The following is a 16,273-nucleotide window of genomic DNA, read 5'->3' as shown; positions in this document are numbered from 1 at the left end:
ATCTCGACCCCTGCCGTGTTGATCACCGCGCCGATGCCGGTGGTGACGCCGCAGCCGATGTAGCAAATCTTGTCGAAGGGCGCGTCATCGCGGACTTTTGCCAGCGCGATTTCCGGCATCACAGTGTGCTGCGCAAAGGTCGAGCAGCCCATGTAGTGATAGATCGGCGTGCCATCCAGCATGCTGAAACGGGTGGTCCCGTCGGGCATCAGGCCCTGACCTTGGGTGTTGCGGATCGCGGTGCAGAGGTTGGTTTTACCCGACAGACAGCTAGGGCATTCGCGGCACTCAGGGGTATACAGCGGGATCACGTGATCGCCGGGTTTCAGGGTGGTGACGCCATCGCCCACCTCAATCACAACGCCTGCGCCTTCATGGCCCAGAATGGACGGGAATAGCCCTTCGGGGTCCGCGCCAGAGCGGGTAAATTCGTCCGTGTGGCAAATGCCGGTCGCCTTGATTTCAACCAGAACCTCGCCCGCTTTCGGGCCTTCGAGGTTCACCTCCATGATCTCTAGCGGCTTGCCTGCTTCTACAGCGACGGCGGCTCGGGTGCGCATCCAGATTTCTCCCTGACTTGGTTTTGTATTCCGCGGTACACGCCGCTTGGTCCAAGTATGAGTACGGGTGCCCGATCCTCTCAATGCATACGATGGTGGGTGTCAGGTCTGCATTTACAGCCCCGCAGGCCATAGGTCATACTTGCCGTGGGAGAGGAGATTTTTATGAATAAAATCAAGATATTCTTCGTATGCGCGGCGGTGGCGGCGGGTGGTCTTCCCGCCAGTGCTGCAGATTTCTCTGACCCCACATGGCCCTGTATCCAGCGCAAGGTGACGGGTCTGACACCGGCTTTGATGTGGCCCGACATCCCCGCTGAAACCGATCTTCCCGAAGCGCAAGACTCGGCCGTGAAAGAGCTGGCCGCCGCCTTGTCACTGCAACGGGTGGATATGGATCACGCGGCCGAACTGGTGGCTAACTTCACCGCCGCCCAGGGCCGCGACGCAACGCTTCTGGCGCAGGTTTTTGCCCGCACCTTCCACGCGCTGGAAACCCGCCGCGGGCGGATCATCAACGGCATCGGGGACTTTAGCCTTGGGCAGATCGAACTGTCCAAACGCGTTGATGCCAACCGCGCGCAGATGGATGCGCTGATGGCGCAGGACGCCCCCGACTATGACAAGGTGGACGCGCTGGAAGAGCAACTGGACTGGGACGAGCGCATCTTTATCGACCGCCAGCAATCCATCACCTACCTGTGCGAGACGCCAGTGCTGCTGGAAAAGCGCCTGTTCGCGATCTCTCAACTGCTGCAAGAGGCGTCACGGGCGGGGGGCTAGTCCCACTCAAGCTCGGTATAGGTGATGGTTACATTGCGCGGCGTGTAGGTGCTGCACAGGTCCCAATGGGAAGATGCCTCTTGCGCCACAATCGCCACCGCATCAGACAAACGCAGCCCTTGATCCAAGGCGGCGCGGGTCTCGGTCTGCAACGCCTCAAGATAGCTGGCAATCGCGACCTCTTGCGGCCACGGGCGCAGCACGCGGCCATGACCGGGCACCACTGCGCTGGCGGTGATCTGCTGTAGCTGGTCCAGAACCGCACGCCACCCTTTGACCGAGCCATCCAACGACGGGCAATGCTGTTCGAACAAAAGATCCCCGGCAAAGAAAACGCCGCTGGCCGAATCTTGCACCGTCACATCTGTGCCGGTGTGGGCCAGCGGCCAAGGGGTCAGCGTCAGACTGCGCCCGCCCAAGTCCACCGTGACCGGCCCAGTGATTCCCTGATCGACAGGGGCGATTCCACTGCCCTCAAAGCCTGCGGCACCGATCTCTTGTCCCAGCCGCAGCAGGTAGCCTTCTTGCCGGTCGGCCAAGGCGCGGGGCAGGTTTTCATGCCCTACGACCTGCGCGCCTGCCTCCGCAAAAAGGGGCGCGCCCAACACATGGTCAGGGTGCATATGGGTCAGGACCAAATGACTGACGGGCAAATCCGTGTGCTGGCGGATGGCCCGCCACAGCCCCTCTGCGACATGGCGGGTGGTGCCCGCATCGATCACCGCAACCGACTGATCCCCGATGACAAACCCAAGATTTGCCACATCACCACCGTTGCGCGGATCAGGCTCTTCTATCGCGCCGATATGGGCAAAGACGCCGGGTGCGACCTCTTCCACCTCTAGCGCAGGGCCACTCGCGGCGCAGCGGGCAGCGGTAACGCCCTCGGGCATTCTGGCGATCAATGCCGCCTCACACTCGGCCAGCGTTGCGGCCTCATACCCCGGTGCCAGAACCTCATGGCAGGTGCTTTCCAGACAGACCATTGCAAGGGCTTCAAACATGCTGCACCCCCTTTCCCCCATTAAATGCTGGGGTGTGCTTAAGCATGCCACCACACAGACCTTCGGCTGTGTTGGGCGGTCCGCAGGGCGAATGGCATACTTATATTCCAAGAGGAGAACCCACCATGCCTGCACGCCACCTGATGGCCGGTGCCGTGATCTGCCTTTTGGCAGGTACCGCATCGGCCCAAGACAATCCCCTGCTGCCCAGTCCCACATGGGAAGAGCTGAAGGGCGACATCATCGGAGATATCACCCCCGCTTCTGCCACCGGCCTTTGGCACCTTGAGGCACCCGCCCGCGCACAGGATGCCGCCACCGTGCCCCTGCGCATCCGGCAGGATGATCCAGCCAGCCCCGTGACCCGCGCTGTGGTCGTGGTGGATGAAAACCCCGCCCCCGTGGCGGGCACCTTTACCTTTGGCTCTGCCATGCATCCGCTGGACTTTGAACTGCGGGTGCGGGTGAACGAGTATTCCGACGTGCGCGTGATCGCGGACACCACTGCCGGCACGTCGATGGACGGCGCTTATGTGAAGGCTTCGGGCGGGTGTTCGGCCCCTGCGACCAAGGACGCGGAAACCTCATTAGCGAATATGGGAGAGATGCGCCTGCGTGAATTCGCGCCCCGCAGCGACGGGCGGCAGGAAGCGCAGATCATGATCCGGCATCCGAATTATTCGGGCCTTCAGCGGAACCAGCTGACCCAGTTGTTCATCCCCGCCCACTTCATCGACACGATCAAGGTGACTCAGGGGGACGAAGAGCTGTTCACGATGGAAGGTGGCATCTCGATCAGTGAGAATCCTGTATTTCGGTTTCTTTACACAGATAACGGCGCCGGTGATCTGATCGTCACCGCCACCGATACCGAAGGCAACATCTGGCGCAAGCCTCTGTCCAAATCGGGCAGCTAGAAGCAGATCACCTCGGCCTCGGCCTGCGCACGGCGCAGGTCGGCCACCAGCGTGTTGGCAGATGCGGCGCTACGAAAGACTGCCATACGCTCGCCCCCTGTCAGGCGCATGGACAACACGGTCTCGGCCTGCACGTATTTCTCATAGGGCAGGATCGAAGCGATCTCGTCGATCGAGCAAGCGCATTTGTCCAGCATCTCGCGGGTTTGGCCGTTGGTGGCCATGCAGGCGAACACATAGTCCGCCCGCGCCGCTGTGGGGAAATCATTCAGCCGCTGCGCTACGCTTTGCGCCATGACGGGGGCGACACCGCCCCCGATGGACACACATAGCGCCGCAATGCGCACCACATTCCGCATCACTTGGCCTCTAGCGCCATAAAGCGCGTCTCGGACCGGTAACCTTGTCCGTCGTGCTGCGCATCTGCCGCCATCGCCAGATACCAGCCCGGCACATCTTGCGAGACCGTGACCGTCAGCGTCAGATCGGCAAAGCCCTGCATCCGCGCGCGGTTGGGGTCATTGGCAAAAGGCACCATCGTGATCGTACTGACGGCCACCTCTTTGCCATCCACCATCGCCGTGCCTTCGCTGACCTCTGCCGCGCTAACCAGCGCCTCTTTCAGGCGGTTGCGGATGTAGAACGGGCTGCCGCCAGCGGTTTCGGCCATGTCCCGCGCGATAGTTTCAGCGAAATACATGATCATCGGATTGCCGATGCTGGCGGGAAAGGTACCAAGGTTCCGGTGCTTGCCGTCCTGCTGGAATTGCAGCGCCGCCATTGGAGTTTCGCCTGCCTCAAGCGTCAGCACCACCTGCCCCGTGTCCCGCGTTGCCGCCTCGGGCAGCATCGTGTTGCTGACCTGCCGCGAATAAACCAACTGGGTCCCTGCCCCCACATGATCCAGCGTGCCGGTCTTGAACAGGTGATCATATAGGGCGTTGCCTTCAATCACAGCCGCCTGTAGCGGCGCGGCCATGGCGCAGACCACCGCCAGCGAGACCAGTTTTTTCCGCATTTTCTGCATGTAAAGTTCCTCCCCTTGAGGATCAGCGTATCCGCCCGCCATGCCCTGTCATGGCCGACTTTCGTCTGTACCAAGAGCCTCTGCCTCAGGCATTTGCGGCTGGGTCAGCCATTCGATCAGGGGGCGCAGTTTGCGGATGCGGACGGGTTTGGTCAGCACGGTAAAGCCGTTCTCGGCCCCCATCCGCAACAGATGGTCGCCGCGGTCAGCGGTGATCATGATCGCAGGCACCTGCGCCTCTGACAGCTCTCGCACGGCTTTGATCGCCCGCAGGCCGGTATCGGTGCCGCCAAGCTGGTAATCGGCCAGAATGATGTCTGGCGGGATGCCCATATCGCGCACATGCTGTAGGGCCTGCGCTGTGGACGGTGCACCCAAGACACTGGCCCCCCATTGCTCCAGCTTTGAGGTCATGGCGAACATCACGTCGGGGTCATCCTCGACCACCAAGACGATCAGATCCAGATCATGGCTTTCGTCCAACCCAATGGGCGAGCGTTCTTCGGATTGCGCGGGCTGACCTTCGACCATCTTCATGGCGATGGAAAAGACCGACCCCACACCGGGTTTCGACTTCACCGTCACCTCATGACCCAGATGGCGGCATGTGCGCTCCACGATGGACAGCCCCAGACCCACGCCCGTACCCAAAGGCACGTTTCCGGCGCGGGTGAATTCCTCGAAAATACGGGCCTGATCCTTGAGGCTGATGCCGATGCCCGTGTCCCAGACCTCTAGCACCACCTGATCGCCGCGACGGCGGCAGCCGAATAGCACGCGCCCGCCTTCGGGTGTGTATTGGATCGCGTTCACCACAAGGTTCTGGATCGAGCGCAGCAGGTACACAGGATCAGAGCGCACAAACAGCATGTTCGGCACCACATCCAGCTGCACGCCCTTCTTTTCCGCCAGCTGCTTTTGATCGTCATAGACCCCCTGCATCAACGTCCCCAGACAGATGTCCGAAGGCGACAGCGCCGCAGAATCGCTGCTGTCCAGTCGCGAGATATCCAAGAGCGAATGCAGCAACTGCTCGGTTGAGGTGAAGCTGCTTTGCAGCCGGTCCACCATGGGAAACACAGAAGATTCCCGCGTGGCGTCCTTCAGGGTCGAGATCATCAGCTTGGCCGCATTGATCGGTTGCAGCAGATCGTGGCTGGCCGCCGCCAGAAAGCGGGTCTTTGAGGACACAGCAGCCTCGGCCCGTTCCTTGGCCTCGCGCAGCTTTTCCTCGACCCGCGCTTTCTCCTCATACTGCTGGCGCAGGCGGTTGTTGGCTTCGGTCAACTCGGCGGTGCGCTCGGCCACACGGTTTTCCAGCATCTCGGCGGTGCGGATTTCGGCACTGACATCGCCAAGGTCGACCAGAAAGCCGCCGTCAGGCAGCACATGGGCGTGCATGTCCAGCACCCGCCCGTTGGAATGGCGCAGGCGGGCACGGAAGCGGCCCTGTTTTTTCAGGCGGTCCAGCCAGTAGGCCTCTTCAAACCCTGCCGCGTCATCGGCCACCGCATGGGCGCGCACATGCCGCAGCAACCGCTGCAATTCGACCCCCGTTTGCAGCAGCGTATAGGGCAGCCCCAAAAGCTGGCGGAAGCGCTGATTGTACATCTTGACCGTGCCGTCTTCGGCAAAGGTGCATACACCCGAGGTCATATTCTCGAACGCGGCTTGCAGATAGTGGGCCTGTTGGTCGATCAGGGTCTCGGTCTCGGACCGGTTCTGCCGCACGATCCGGCTGATGTCAGTCAGCAGGATGATCATATTGTGGGTGCTGGTCCGTTGCAGGTTCACCTGAAAGAACCGGTCCCCTAGAAGTTCGATCACCACCGCCGTCACCGGCGTCCCAACCGCCGAGCGCCGCGCCTGCGCCAAAGCCCCGAACAGCCGCCCGTCGGTCGAGACTAGATATTTGCTGGTCAACAGCGCATCGATGTATTCGTCAATCTTCAGACCTCGTACCAGACGGGGCAGCAGATCGGGTGTGATGCTCTGGAACAGGTCATTGCAGACCTCAAGGCTGTTGTGGCTGAACAGGGCAAAGCCGCCCTCCATCGCCGCCAGCGCCTCGGTCAGGTTCTTGCGGGTCCGTTCGCGGTCATCGCGGACGTTCGCCAGTTCCGAGGTCGTCCGTTCCAGATCGCGGGTCTTGGCCCAGACCTGCGCCTGCAAGGAAATCGCCGACTGAAACGAGGAATAGGCCGAATTGCCAAGTTCGTGCTGGCGGTTTGCGCGGCGGATCAGGGCATCAATGATCTTGGCCTGACGGACCACTTGGACCTCTAATGGTGCGTCCTGATCGATCAATTCAAACCCTCCGGTACAGGGTCAAAGAACGCGACGCCCACGAAGGTCTGGTTCACATGCACGCCGCAATGCTGTTCGCCGTAAGTGTTGAAGCCCAGAACGCGGCGACGGCGAAAGACCTCTGAGACCTCATCGCACATGCCCTTCTGTTCAAACTCCAGCTTGCGCAGGACGCAGTCGAACCCAAGGATGAAATCGGGCAGCAGCCCCTTATCGTCGCGCTGGTCCAGACCGGTCTCAAGGGTCTGGATGATCTCGGTCCCTTGGCCAAGGGTCAGGATCAGCCCGTCGTCAATCGCCCCCAGAAAGGCCAGCCCGTCCGTCCCTTGGGTCGCATGAATGGCACGCACGTGAAAGTTCATGTTCTGCCGTACCAGCATCGGGTTTTCGGCGAAAATCTCGGGCGACAAATCCTGCGGCTGACAGCCGACCGCACGGGCATATTCCTGCGCGGCGGGGGCGCCGTTCAACTCTAGCACCAGACGTTCTTCGGGAACCGCATCGGTCACCACCATCAGCTTTTCCGTCGGCAGGAAATGGTCAAAGCCAAGGCCACGGAAATCCAGCGCCGTTTCGATCAGCAGTAGCAGCGCCGCGTTGGGATGGAATTCGCCCCGATGCAGCACGTAGGTCTGCTCGAACGTCAGGGCGTCTCCGGCCGAGCCGCCAAAGATCGGGATATCCCCCAGACAGCTTTCAAGGGTCGAGGCCAGCAGGTCCTCTTGTTTCGACACGCCGTCCGCCATCAACAGCCCCAGCCGACGCCAACCCGCCGTGCGCTGGAAATTGTTGCGCAGACGCGTGGCGTCATCCGCGATGGTTTGCATCGACAGCGGGTTCAATGGCGTGATCAGCATCGAGGCGCAGCGGAAATAGCGGCGCGGAAAGCTGACCAGCATCAGCGCGCCGGTCTCATAGCCTTCAGGCGTGATCTGACCGGCGGTCGTGCATCCGAACACCGGCACGCCGCCCATATAGGCATCCAGCGCCGCAGCCACCTGCCCCAGCGGCAGATGGTTTGGCGCGAAGGCCAGCACAAAGCATGCCTCGCGGCGGTCAATCTGCGCCACAGCCTCAGCGACAGCGCTTTCGGCCTCCAATGCCCGCGACACAGCAACGCTGACAAAGCGGGGAAGGCGGTTCATATCCAGCATTCGGAAACCTTAGTGGGTCAAGAAGGCCAGTGCGTCGGGGTCGGTGACCTCATTGCTGTTGGCAGCCAGAGAGCCCTCCATCAGCATTGCAGCCTGCGTCCGGTTCTGGACCCCAAGCCGACGCAGCAGCGCGGTGATATGGGCCTTCACCGTAGCCTCGGCCAGGTTCAGCTCATATGCGATCTGCTTGTTCGCCTTGCCCGAGCAGATCAGACGCATGATCTTCTGCTGCTGCGGGGTCAGTTCATCCAGTTTGGTCTTGGGGGCATCCTGCACCGCTGCGCGGGGCTCTTTGCGGTAGGCGGTCGGCACGTAACGCTCGCCTGCGATCACACTGGTGACCACGCGGCCCAGAACTTCGGAACAGGAATCCTTGGGCAGGAAACCGGCGGCCCCACGCTCCATCAACGCGTGGACCACCTCGATCGAGGTCAGGGATGAGATCACTAGAATGGGCGTGTCGGGCTTGCGGTCCCGCAGAGATTGGAAACCGGAAATCCCGCGCACATCCGGCAGTTTGAGATCGAACATGACCAAATCAGGCTCTACCCCGTCGTCCAGACATTTCAGCGCGTCTTTCAGCGACTTGGACTTGGTAATCTCGCAATCTTCAAAGACGATTTTCAGGTTTGCTTCAAGCGCGTCGCTATAAAGCGGATGATCGTCAACGATCAGGACAGACTCGATCTGTCCAGCCGGCACAGTCGCTGGTTGATGGTACATAACGATTTCCTCCCTAAGCGAGAGCGTAACGCATGTTTCCAACTTTTCACCAAAAATCTGAGCCGGCCGGAAAATCGGCATTCCACCGCATACCAAGGTCTATGTGGTCAGGATTTTACACCCTGAGTCTTTGCCACATGAGTAGCAATCGCATCCATCAAAGCTGGAGACAGACAGTCGTAGGGCTCTAGCCCCAACTCTTTCAGACGTCCCCGAATCGCTGGCAATTGGCCCGGCGGCACCCCGGATTCGATGATCGACGAAACAAAGGCCGCAAATTCTGCGCCTGACCAGCCGTCCTGCGACGACAACTCCGTGTGAACGAAATCCAATCCGTAGAACGGATGCCCGTCGTTCTCGATGCGGCCCACCATGTGAACGCCACAATCGCGGCAGGCGTGACGCTGGATCGCGGCGGTCGGATCGACAATGGACAGCTTATCCGCGTTTTCCATGACGGAAACCTTGTCGCGCGGGACCACTGCGATCTGGCTAAAGATCGCCCCTGCCGGCTTCCAGCATTTGGTGCAACCGCAGACATGGTTATGCATGGTCTGTGCGCCAACACGCACGACAACCGGCGCTGACTTGCACTTGCAGCGCAGCATACCGCCGCCAAAGTTCGGGTCCCCCGCTTTGACGCCGTTATCCACTTCGGGGTGGATTTTCACGTGGGCGTAAGAGGGGGTCGGTTTGACCTCATCCTGCCCGAACAATTTGCTAAAAAGGCCCATAGCCGTCTCCTCCCTTGCGACGCGGGGTCCATTGCCCTGCGTTCTACCAAAGTCTGAGGCCGCAACCGCCATTCGGGCAATTCAACCATAAGTATCGGGCGGGGCGTTTTGCGACTTTCGCCCCACTGGCGCTGGCAAAAGGGCCGTTCACATGCCGATTCTTGCGACTAAAGGCTATGCTTGATCACGAAAACAAGAGTGGCGAAGCGGGGGGCGGTTCTGGCAGGCTGATCCTCACCGGATGCGATCCGGACCAACAGGAGGAGGAGAATAACTATGGCTTGGACCAAACCCCAGATCCGCGAAATCGAGTGCGGCATGGAGATCAACATGTATGGCCCGTCCGAGGACGAAGGCGGCGTCGTACTGTTCTGATCCGGATACCGCGCGCATGACTTTGCGAATGCGGATCCTTGGGGCAGCCGCCGGCGGCGGGCTGCCCCAGTGGAACTGTGGATGCCGGAACTGCAATCTGGCGCGTCAGGGCAAGATCCCCGCGCAGACGCAGTCTTCATTGGCGGTATCAGGCAACGGTCGCGATTGGGCGATCCTGAACGCCTCGCCCGATATCCGCATCCAGATGGCCGCCTGCCCCGAACTTCACCCGACCGGCCCCCGTACCCTGCCCCTGCGTAGCGTGCTGGTGACTAACGGCGATATCGACCATGTGGCGGGTCTGCTGACCCTGCGCGAGGTTCAGCCCTTCACCCTGTTTGCCACCGCTGGCATCCATCAGGTGATCGCCGATAATCCGATCTTCTCGGCCCTGCGCGAAGGCGTGGTGGATCGCAGTCAGATCGCTTTGGACACTCCGTTCGAGCTGGCCCCCGACCTAACTGCAACGCTCTTTGCCGTACCAGGCAAGGTGCCTTTGTATCTTGAGGGCGAGACTGTCGACACCCAGCTGATCGGAGATCAGACCGTCGGTGTGGAACTAAAGGCGGGCAACCAGCGTGTTCTCTACATCCCCGGCTGCGCGATCCTGAACGACGATCTGCGTACGCGCATTGATGGCGCGGATGCGCTGCTGTTTGACGGCACGCTCTGGCAGGATGACGAGATGATCCGCGAAGGCTTGGGGCAAAAGACCGGCGCCCGTATGGGCCATATGTCGATCAGCGGCCCCGACGGCAGCATCGCCCAGATGGCCGACCTGACCATCGGCACCCGCGTATTTGTGCATATGAACAACACCAACCCCGTCCTGCGCCCCGACAGCGATGAGCGTGCCGAGGCCGAGGCGAAAGGTTGGATCATCGGACAAGACGGACTGGAGATCACACCATGACCGCAACCCGCGAAGAGTTTGAGGCCCGCCTGCGTCAGATCGGGGCCGACCGGTACCACGACAAACATCCGTTCCACCACCTGCTGCACGGGGGCGGCTGCACCCCCGATCAGGTGCGGGCATGGGTGATCAACCGCTATTACTACCAGCATTCGATCCCGATGAAGGATGCGGCCTTCATGTCCCGCGTCGAAGACCCCGAGATGCGCCGCATCTGGCGCAGCCGGATCGAGGATCACGACGGCACCGCCGAGAACGAAGGCGGCATCAAGCGCTGGCTGAAACTGGCCGAGGCTGTAGGTCTGGACCCCGACTATGTTCAATCCTGCGAGGGCGTCCTGCCCGCCACCAAATTCGCCGTCGATGCCTACGTGCGCTTTGTCCGCGACAAGACCTTGCTTGAGGCTGTGGCCGCCTCGCTGACTGAACTCTTTGCCCCTGCGATCCATGCCAACCGGATCGAAGGGCTGCTGAAGAACTACGATTTCGCCAACGATGTATCCCTGTCCTATTTCCGCAAACGCCTGACCGAGGCCCCCAAGGACGTGGCCTTTGGCCTGAAATGGGTGCTGGATCACGCGGAGACGCAGGAAAAGCAGGACGCCGCCGCCAAGGCGCTGATCTTCAAGACCGATGTGCTGTGGTCGCAACTGGACGCGCTGCACTCGGCCTATGTGGAGCCTGCCCGCGTGCCCCCCGGTGCATGGCAGCCGGGAACGGGAATGCTGCTGGCGAAGGCATCATGATGGAAGGGGCGGACATCCCCTGCTTGCCCCGCGGCGTGCGCCTGCACCACGACAAGGTGCGCGACGCGTGGGTGCTGTTGGCCCCCGAACGGGCCGTCCGTCTGGACCCCATCGGCCATGCGATCCTCAGCCGCGTCGATGGCACCGCCAGCTTTGACCAGATCACCGCAGACTTGGCCGCCACCTACAACGCCCCGCAAGAGCAAATCGCCGGCGACGCCGCTGGCTTTCTAAACGCCCTGCGCGAACGCCTGTTTCTGGAGGTCGCATGACCCATCAGCCCCCCATCGCCATGCTGGCGGAACTGACCCACCGTTGTCCTCTGTCCTGCCCCTATTGTTCGAACCCCGTGGAAATGGCACGGCAAGAGCAAGAGCTAAGCACAGAAGACTGGGTGCGCGTCTTCCGCGAGGCGGCTGAACTGGGGGTGCTGCAATTGCACCTGTCGGGGGGCGAGCCTGCCACCCGCCGCGACCTGACGGATCTTGTGAAGGCGGCGCGGGATGCAGGGCTTTACACGAACCTCATCACCTCGGGCATTGGCCTGACCGAGCGCCGCTTGCGCGAACTGGATGAGGCCGGACTGGATCACATCCAGCTGTCACTGCAAGGCACCACGCCTGAAATGGCCGATGAGATTGGCGGCTATAAAGGCGGTTACGCCCGCAAGATGCAGGTGGCCGGCTGGATCAAAGAGATCGGCTTTCCCCTGACCCTGAACGCGGTCCTGCACCGCCGCAATCTGCATCAATTGCCCCGCGCACTAGAGATGGCGCAGGAAATGGGTGCCCGCCGGATCGAGGTCGCCACCGTCCAGTTCCACGGATGGGCCCTGCAAAACCGCGACGCCCTGATGCCCACCCGCGAACAGGCCAAGGAGGCCAGCCGTCTGGTGGCCGAGGCCCGCGTGGCCCTGAAAGGCAAGCTGGTGATTGATTATGTGCCAGCCGATTATCACTCGGACTACCCGAAACGCTGCATGGGCGGTTGGGGCACCACGGGTCTGAACATCGCCCCCGATGGCGTCGTCCTGCCCTGCCATGCTGCGCAAACCATTCCCCATCTGGAGTTCTGGTCCGTCAGTGATCACGCTCTTGGCGACATCTGGCAAAATAACCCCGCCTTCAACGCCTATCGCGGCACCGACTGGATGTCCGAGCCCTGCACCAGTTGCGACCGCAAGCTGAAGGATTTTGGCGGCTGCCGTTGTCAGGCGATGGCGCTGGCGGGCGATGCATCAGTCACCGATCCGGTGTGCAAAAAGTCGCCCCACCATCCCGATCTGGCAGCCCGCGCCGATGCCCATGCGGCGTCTGACGCCGCTCTGGTCTATCGGTCCGCGCCGGGCAAGGCGCAGACCGAACCGGCGGAATAACCGCTTACTTCGGGGACAGACGCGCGCCACCGTCCAGACGGATCACTTCGCCATTCAGGTAGTCGTTGGCCAGAATGCTCTCGGCCATCTGGGCGAACTCATCAGGTTTGCCAAGGCGGGCAGGATACTGGATATCCTTGGTGATCGAGGCGATCGCGTCATCCGACAGACCCGCCATCAGGGGCGTGTGGAAGAGGCCCGGCGCGATGGTCATCACCCGAATACCAAAGCGCGAGAATTCGCGGGCAATCGGCAGGGTCATCGCCGCCACACCGCCCTTGGACGCCGAATAGGCCGCCTGCCCCACCTGCCCATCAAATGCCGCCAGCGAGGCCGTCATCACGATGGCACCGCGTCCGCCACTGGGCAGCTCTTCGGTCTTGGACATGCGCTCGGCGGCAAGGCGCAGCACGTTGAAGGTACCGGTCAGGTTCACACGCAGGACAATCTCGAACTGGTCCAAAGGCAGGGCACCGTCGCGGCCCACCACACGGCCCCCGCGCCCGATCCCTGCACACAGCACCACGCCGCGCAGGGGGCCGTTGGCCGCGATAGCGCCGTCCAAAGCCGCCTCAACCGCTGCAGGGTCCGCCACATCGCCCGAAAACGCCACGCCGCCGATCCGGCCTGCCACCTCTTGCGCGGCTTCTGCGTTCAGATCGAAGACTGTGACTTTGCCGCCCTGCGCTGCCAGACGCTCGGCCGTGGCCGCACCGAGGCCCGACCCGCCACCAGTGACGAAATATGCGTTACCTGCGATGTCCATAAGCTCTCTCCCTCCAGAAACTCTGAGGAAGGTTCTACACCAGAACAGTTTACATGGAAACTAATTCTGAGGGTCAGGACATACCCATATACTTGCGCAAAAGATGCGCCAGCATGGCCGCGTCCTCATCAGTCATATCGTGACGATTGTAGCTTTCGGGGCCAAAGAATGCGGGCTGCTGTTCCAGCGCCAGCTTCGCCCCTGCCTTGGTCAGCGACAGATGGACCGAGCGCCGGTCATCCTGAGGGATATGCCGCTCGACGATGCCGCTGTCTTCGAACCGGCGGATGATCTTGGTCATATGCGCGGCCTTGATATGCAGCGCCTGCGCCAACAGCCCCTGCCGGATACCGGGATTCAGGTGTATCGCCCAAAGGATCGAGAATTCCCCCGGCCGCAGATCGCTTTCGCCAAAGCGTTCATAAAACTGGTCGTAAACGCGCACCTGTGCCAGCCGGATCAGAAACCCCAGCGACTGCCCCAGTTCCCCAAGCTCAACTGAGTCCTGTTCGGAAAGGCTGCTATCGGTCATTTCGGCTGTCTCCGCTGGGTATTCGTCCCGATCACGGGCTATCCGTTTTTCTGCCAGATTACAGCGCCTGCGTACAGCACCCAGTCATAGGACAGAGGTCGCAAAGCCTAAGCCAAAACGCAAAAAACACAGCGTAAGGCTGTGTTTCGTAACGACTTTTCTCTGAGAGAAAGTGGTGCCCGGGGGCGGAATCGAACCACCGACACGAGGATTTTCAATCCACTGCTCTACCCCTGAGCTACCCGGGCTGGGTGAACGTCTCCGTTCGGGTGAGGGAGGTATTATGCCGAGTTTTCAGGAGTGTCCAGACCGTTTTCGAACTTTTTTAATGCGGCTTGCGATTTATTTCTTCGACCGCCTCAATGGCCTGTTCCACATCCTCCGGATCGCTGGAGGGAACAGCGTAGCTGCCCGAAAGCCACTTGGCCAAATCCACATCCGCGCAGCGCTTGCTACAGAACGGACGGTAGTTGGGGTCGGTCTTGGATTGGCAGATCGGACAGCTCATGGATCACTCCTTGGGAAGGCAATCTTTCAGGGGGCGACGCTCGCGCTTGCGCTGAAGCTCATAGTTCCCCAGCGGGGTCCAACCGGCCAGCACCGTGTCGATCCCGTCCGCCTTCAGTTGCGCGCGCAGGCTGGTTTCAAAGGTACGGCGCTCTTTCTTGGGCATAGGGGCCAGATCAATGATGATCATACCGCCAAGACCACGCAGACGCAGGGCACGGGGGATCGCTTTGGCCGCCGCAAGGTTGGCCTTCAAACCCGCCGCCATCGACGTATCCGCACCGGTGTTCACATCCACCGCAACGAACGCCCGGGTCGGTTCGACAAACAGGCACGAGTTGTTGCCGATGCCCAGATCCACGCGAGGACGGCGAAGGTCCTCAATCATGTCCATGACGCCATGGGCCTCAAAGCTGCCCTCTTCGGTGTCGATGGTGGCAGGCTCATGCCATTCGCGCCATGCGACGGTGTGGGGACCATCCCCTTCGATCAGCTTTTCCGGCTCTTTGCCGTCCACATCGCCCAGAACCGCGGTGGCCATATCGACCATCGCGCGGATGTCCTCGGCGATCTCATCGTCCGAGCCTGTGGCAGCAGCAGAGCGCAGGATCAGACCAAAGTCATTATCACCCATCTGTTCGTTCGCGATGGCCAGCAACTCTTCGCGGCGGTCCTCATCGCGGATCGAGCGCGAGATGTTCAAACCAGGCTTTTCCGGCGTGACGATGGCGAAGCGGCTTTTGAACAGCACGTCTGCGGTCACCGGAATCGCTTTGCCAGCCTCTGAGTAACCGGTGACCTGCACCAACACCGCCTGACCGGGGGCAAGCCCTTTGGTCTGGCGCAAAAAGCAATGACCATCGGGCGTGTTCAGGAACATGCCGCCCTGCCCCTTCATGGGACGGTCGGCGATGGCGCGGTAGATGGTGCCGGGGGTCGGCGCATCCGTGTCGATGATCAGATCTTCCAGACGACCATCCACGATCAGTGCGGCGGCCTCCAATTCTCCGAGGTGATCCAGAGCGATCAAACGACCCTTCATGCGTTCTCTCCATATAGGGGGTAGCCCGCTGCGCGCAGCAGGTTTGCGGTCTCGGCCACGGGAAGGCCAACGACAGCGGTAAATGATCCGTTAATCCACGGGATGAAAGCGCCAGCGGGGCCTTGGATGCCGTAGCCGCCCGCTTTGCCCTTCCAGTCGCCGCTGGCAAGGTAGTGGTTCACCTCATCGTCGCTCAGACGCTTCATCGCGACCTGAGTGACCACGGATTTCTCCCACAGACGCTCGCCCCGGCGGATGGCCACAGCGGTAATCACACGGTGACGACGACCAGACAGGCCAATCAGGAACTCTGCGGCCTCTTTTTCGTCAGCGGGCTTGCCAAGAATGCGGCGCCCCAATGCAACGGTGGTGTCTGCGGACAGGACGATATCGTCTGCCTCCGCCCGAACGGCCAGCGCCTTTTCCCGCGCCATGCGTTCGCAATAAGGGCGGGGCAATTCGCCCCGCGCCGGAGTCTCGTCGATATCCGGCGGGCGGATATCGTCTGCGACCACTCCAAGCTGCGCCAGCAGCTCCCGACGGCGGGGGCTTCCCGAGCCGAGAATAAGCGCCACGGTTACTTGAAGCGGTAGTTGATCCGACCTTTAGTCAGATCGTAGGGGGTCATTTCCACCTGAACTTTGTCGCCAGCCAGAACACGGATGCGGTTCTTGCGCATCTTGCCTGCCGTATGTGCGATGATCTCATGGCCGTTCTCAAGCTCGACCCGAAACGTCGCATTAGGCAGGAGTTCCTTCACGACACCGGGAAATTCGAGCAATTCTTCCTTGGCCATGGTCTCTCCATT

General features: G+C 61.2%; 21 protein-coding genes and 1 tRNA gene. 7 read left to right on the top strand and 15 right to left on the bottom strand.

All coding sequences use genetic code 11. From position 1 onward, the window contains the following. A partial coding sequence (locus CLV74_RS04780) for an alcohol dehydrogenase catalytic domain-containing protein (RefSeq protein WP_170107981.1) occupies positions 1 to 560 on the bottom strand: 560 nt, incomplete at its 3' end. 165 nt (positions 561 to 725) lie between these two features. Here CLV74_RS04780 and CLV74_RS04775 point away from each other — a divergent pair. Then, positions 726 to 1,343: a hypothetical protein gene (locus CLV74_RS04775; RefSeq protein ID WP_106263069.1), complete on the top strand. Its 618-nt coding sequence runs from the start codon at positions 726 to 728 to the stop codon at positions 1,341 to 1,343. Here CLV74_RS04775 and CLV74_RS04770 read toward each other — a convergent pair. Further along, positions 1,340 to 2,347, bottom strand: coding sequence for a quinoprotein relay system zinc metallohydrolase 2 (locus tag CLV74_RS04770; RefSeq protein WP_106263068.1), 1,008 nt, complete (start codon positions 2,345 to 2,347; stop codon positions 1,340 to 1,342). The genes CLV74_RS04775 and CLV74_RS04770 overlap by 4 nt on opposite strands. Before the next feature lie 125 nt (positions 2,348 to 2,472). Here CLV74_RS04770 and CLV74_RS04765 point away from each other — a divergent pair, with 125 nt between their 5' ends. After that, the gene (locus CLV74_RS04765) at positions 2,473 to 3,264 is read left to right on the top strand and encodes a quinoprotein dehydrogenase-associated SoxYZ-like carrier (protein WP_106263067.1); all 792 of its coding nucleotides are present in this window, start codon (positions 2,473 to 2,475) and stop codon (positions 3,262 to 3,264) included. Here the strand turns inward: CLV74_RS04765 and CLV74_RS04760 are convergent. The 6 genes from CLV74_RS04760 to gfa form a co-directional block, all read right to left on the bottom strand. Further along, on the bottom strand, positions 3,261 to 3,560 hold the full coding sequence (locus tag CLV74_RS04760; protein ID WP_106263094.1) for a hypothetical protein: 300 nt from the start codon (positions 3,558 to 3,560) through the stop codon (positions 3,261 to 3,263). The two genes, CLV74_RS04765 and CLV74_RS04760, sit on opposite strands and share 4 nt — an antisense overlap. Before the next feature lie 62 nt (positions 3,561 to 3,622). After that, on the bottom strand, positions 3,623 to 4,291 hold the full coding sequence (locus CLV74_RS04755; protein WP_245888458.1) for a hypothetical protein: 669 nt from the start codon (positions 4,289 to 4,291) through the stop codon (positions 3,623 to 3,625). Positions 4,292 to 4,339: 48 nt separating this feature from the next. Next, positions 4,340 to 6,598: a hybrid sensor histidine kinase/response regulator gene (locus tag CLV74_RS04750; RefSeq protein ID WP_106263066.1), complete on the bottom strand. Its 2,259-nt coding sequence runs from the start codon at positions 6,596 to 6,598 to the stop codon at positions 4,340 to 4,342. Continuing rightward, positions 6,595 to 7,743 carry an FIST N-terminal domain-containing protein gene (locus tag CLV74_RS04745; protein ID WP_245888457.1) on the bottom strand — a complete coding sequence of 383 codons (1,149 nt, stop codon included), beginning with the start codon at positions 7,741 to 7,743 and terminating at the stop codon, positions 6,595 to 6,597. Before CLV74_RS04745 ends, CLV74_RS04750 begins: the two co-directional genes overlap by 4 nt. Before the next feature lie 18 nt (positions 7,744 to 7,761). Next, positions 7,762 to 8,475, bottom strand: a complete 714-nt coding sequence (locus tag CLV74_RS04740; RefSeq protein WP_106263064.1) for a LuxR C-terminal-related transcriptional regulator — start codon at positions 8,473 to 8,475, stop codon at positions 7,762 to 7,764. Between the two features lie 107 nt (positions 8,476 to 8,582). Continuing rightward, a complete protein-coding gene (gene gfa, locus CLV74_RS04735) occupies positions 8,583 to 9,209 on the bottom strand; it encodes an S-(hydroxymethyl)glutathione synthase (protein ID WP_106263063.1) in 627 nt (208 codons plus the stop codon). A gap of 276 nt (positions 9,210 to 9,485) precedes the next feature. On the opposite strand from gfa, the gene pqqA reads away from it, so the two are divergent. From pqqA to pqqE, 5 genes are read left to right on the top strand one after another with little or no spacing between them, the layout of a single operon-like run. Further along, entirely contained in the window at positions 9,486 to 9,584 is a 99-nt protein-coding gene (gene pqqA / locus CLV74_RS04730) for a pyrroloquinoline quinone precursor peptide PqqA (RefSeq protein WP_106263062.1), read from the top strand. Positions 9,585 to 9,600: 16 nt separating this feature from the next. Then, positions 9,601 to 10,497, top strand: coding sequence for a pyrroloquinoline quinone biosynthesis protein PqqB (gene pqqB / locus CLV74_RS04725; RefSeq protein WP_106263061.1), 897 nt, complete (start codon positions 9,601 to 9,603; stop codon positions 10,495 to 10,497). Further along, complete coding sequence (pqqC, locus tag CLV74_RS04720; protein WP_106263060.1) at positions 10,494 to 11,243, top strand: pyrroloquinoline-quinone synthase PqqC; 750 nt, start codon at positions 10,494 to 10,496, stop codon at positions 11,241 to 11,243. The genes pqqB and pqqC overlap by 4 nt, the downstream gene beginning before the upstream one ends. Further along, positions 11,240 to 11,515 (top strand): pyrroloquinoline quinone biosynthesis peptide chaperone PqqD, encoded by a 276-nt coding sequence (pqqD, locus tag CLV74_RS04715; RefSeq protein ID WP_106263059.1) that lies wholly within the window; start codon positions 11,240 to 11,242, stop codon positions 11,513 to 11,515. The genes pqqC and pqqD overlap by 4 nt, the downstream gene beginning before the upstream one ends. Then, positions 11,512 to 12,618 (top strand): pyrroloquinoline quinone biosynthesis protein PqqE, encoded by a 1,107-nt coding sequence (gene pqqE, locus CLV74_RS04710; RefSeq protein WP_106263058.1) that lies wholly within the window; start codon positions 11,512 to 11,514, stop codon positions 12,616 to 12,618. The genes pqqD and pqqE overlap by 4 nt, the downstream gene beginning before the upstream one ends. Positions 12,619 to 12,622: 4 nt before the next feature. Here the strand turns inward: pqqE and CLV74_RS04705 are convergent, their stop codons facing one another. The 7 genes from CLV74_RS04705 to infA form a co-directional block, all read right to left on the bottom strand. Further along, positions 12,623 to 13,384 (bottom strand): SDR family NAD(P)-dependent oxidoreductase, encoded by a 762-nt coding sequence (locus CLV74_RS04705; RefSeq protein ID WP_106263057.1) that lies wholly within the window; start codon positions 13,382 to 13,384, stop codon positions 12,623 to 12,625. Positions 13,385 to 13,457: 73 nt separating this feature from the next. Continuing rightward, positions 13,458 to 13,916: a MarR family winged helix-turn-helix transcriptional regulator gene (locus CLV74_RS04700; protein WP_106263056.1), complete on the bottom strand. Its 459-nt coding sequence runs from the start codon at positions 13,914 to 13,916 to the stop codon at positions 13,458 to 13,460. A 173-nt stretch (positions 13,917 to 14,089) separates the two neighbouring features. Continuing rightward, a tRNA-Phe gene (locus tag CLV74_RS04695) sits at positions 14,090 to 14,164 on the bottom strand. Between the two features lie 77 nt (positions 14,165 to 14,241). Further along, positions 14,242 to 14,424 (bottom strand): DNA gyrase inhibitor YacG, encoded by a 183-nt coding sequence (locus tag CLV74_RS04690; RefSeq protein WP_106263055.1) that lies wholly within the window; start codon positions 14,422 to 14,424, stop codon positions 14,242 to 14,244. 3 nt (positions 14,425 to 14,427) lie between these two features. Continuing rightward, positions 14,428 to 15,465, bottom strand: coding sequence for a ribonuclease E/G (locus CLV74_RS04685; RefSeq protein ID WP_106263054.1), 1,038 nt, complete (start codon positions 15,463 to 15,465; stop codon positions 14,428 to 14,430). Then, a complete protein-coding gene (locus CLV74_RS04680; RefSeq protein ID WP_106263053.1) occupies positions 15,462 to 16,040 on the bottom strand; it encodes a Maf family protein in 579 nt (192 codons plus the stop codon). The genes CLV74_RS04685 and CLV74_RS04680 overlap by 4 nt, the downstream gene beginning before the upstream one ends. Before the next feature lie 2 nt (positions 16,041 to 16,042). After that, on the bottom strand, positions 16,043 to 16,261 hold the full coding sequence (gene infA / locus CLV74_RS04675) for a translation initiation factor IF-1 (RefSeq protein ID WP_007205486.1): 219 nt from the start codon (positions 16,259 to 16,261) through the stop codon (positions 16,043 to 16,045). Positions 16,262 to 16,273: the final 12 nt, after the last annotated feature.

The sequence above is a fragment of the Donghicola tyrosinivorans genome, assembly GCF_003003355.1.
GTDB classification, from domain to species: domain Bacteria; phylum Pseudomonadota; class Alphaproteobacteria; order Rhodobacterales; family Rhodobacteraceae; genus Donghicola; species Donghicola tyrosinivorans.
This window is presented reverse-complemented; position numbering and strand designations above follow the sequence as displayed.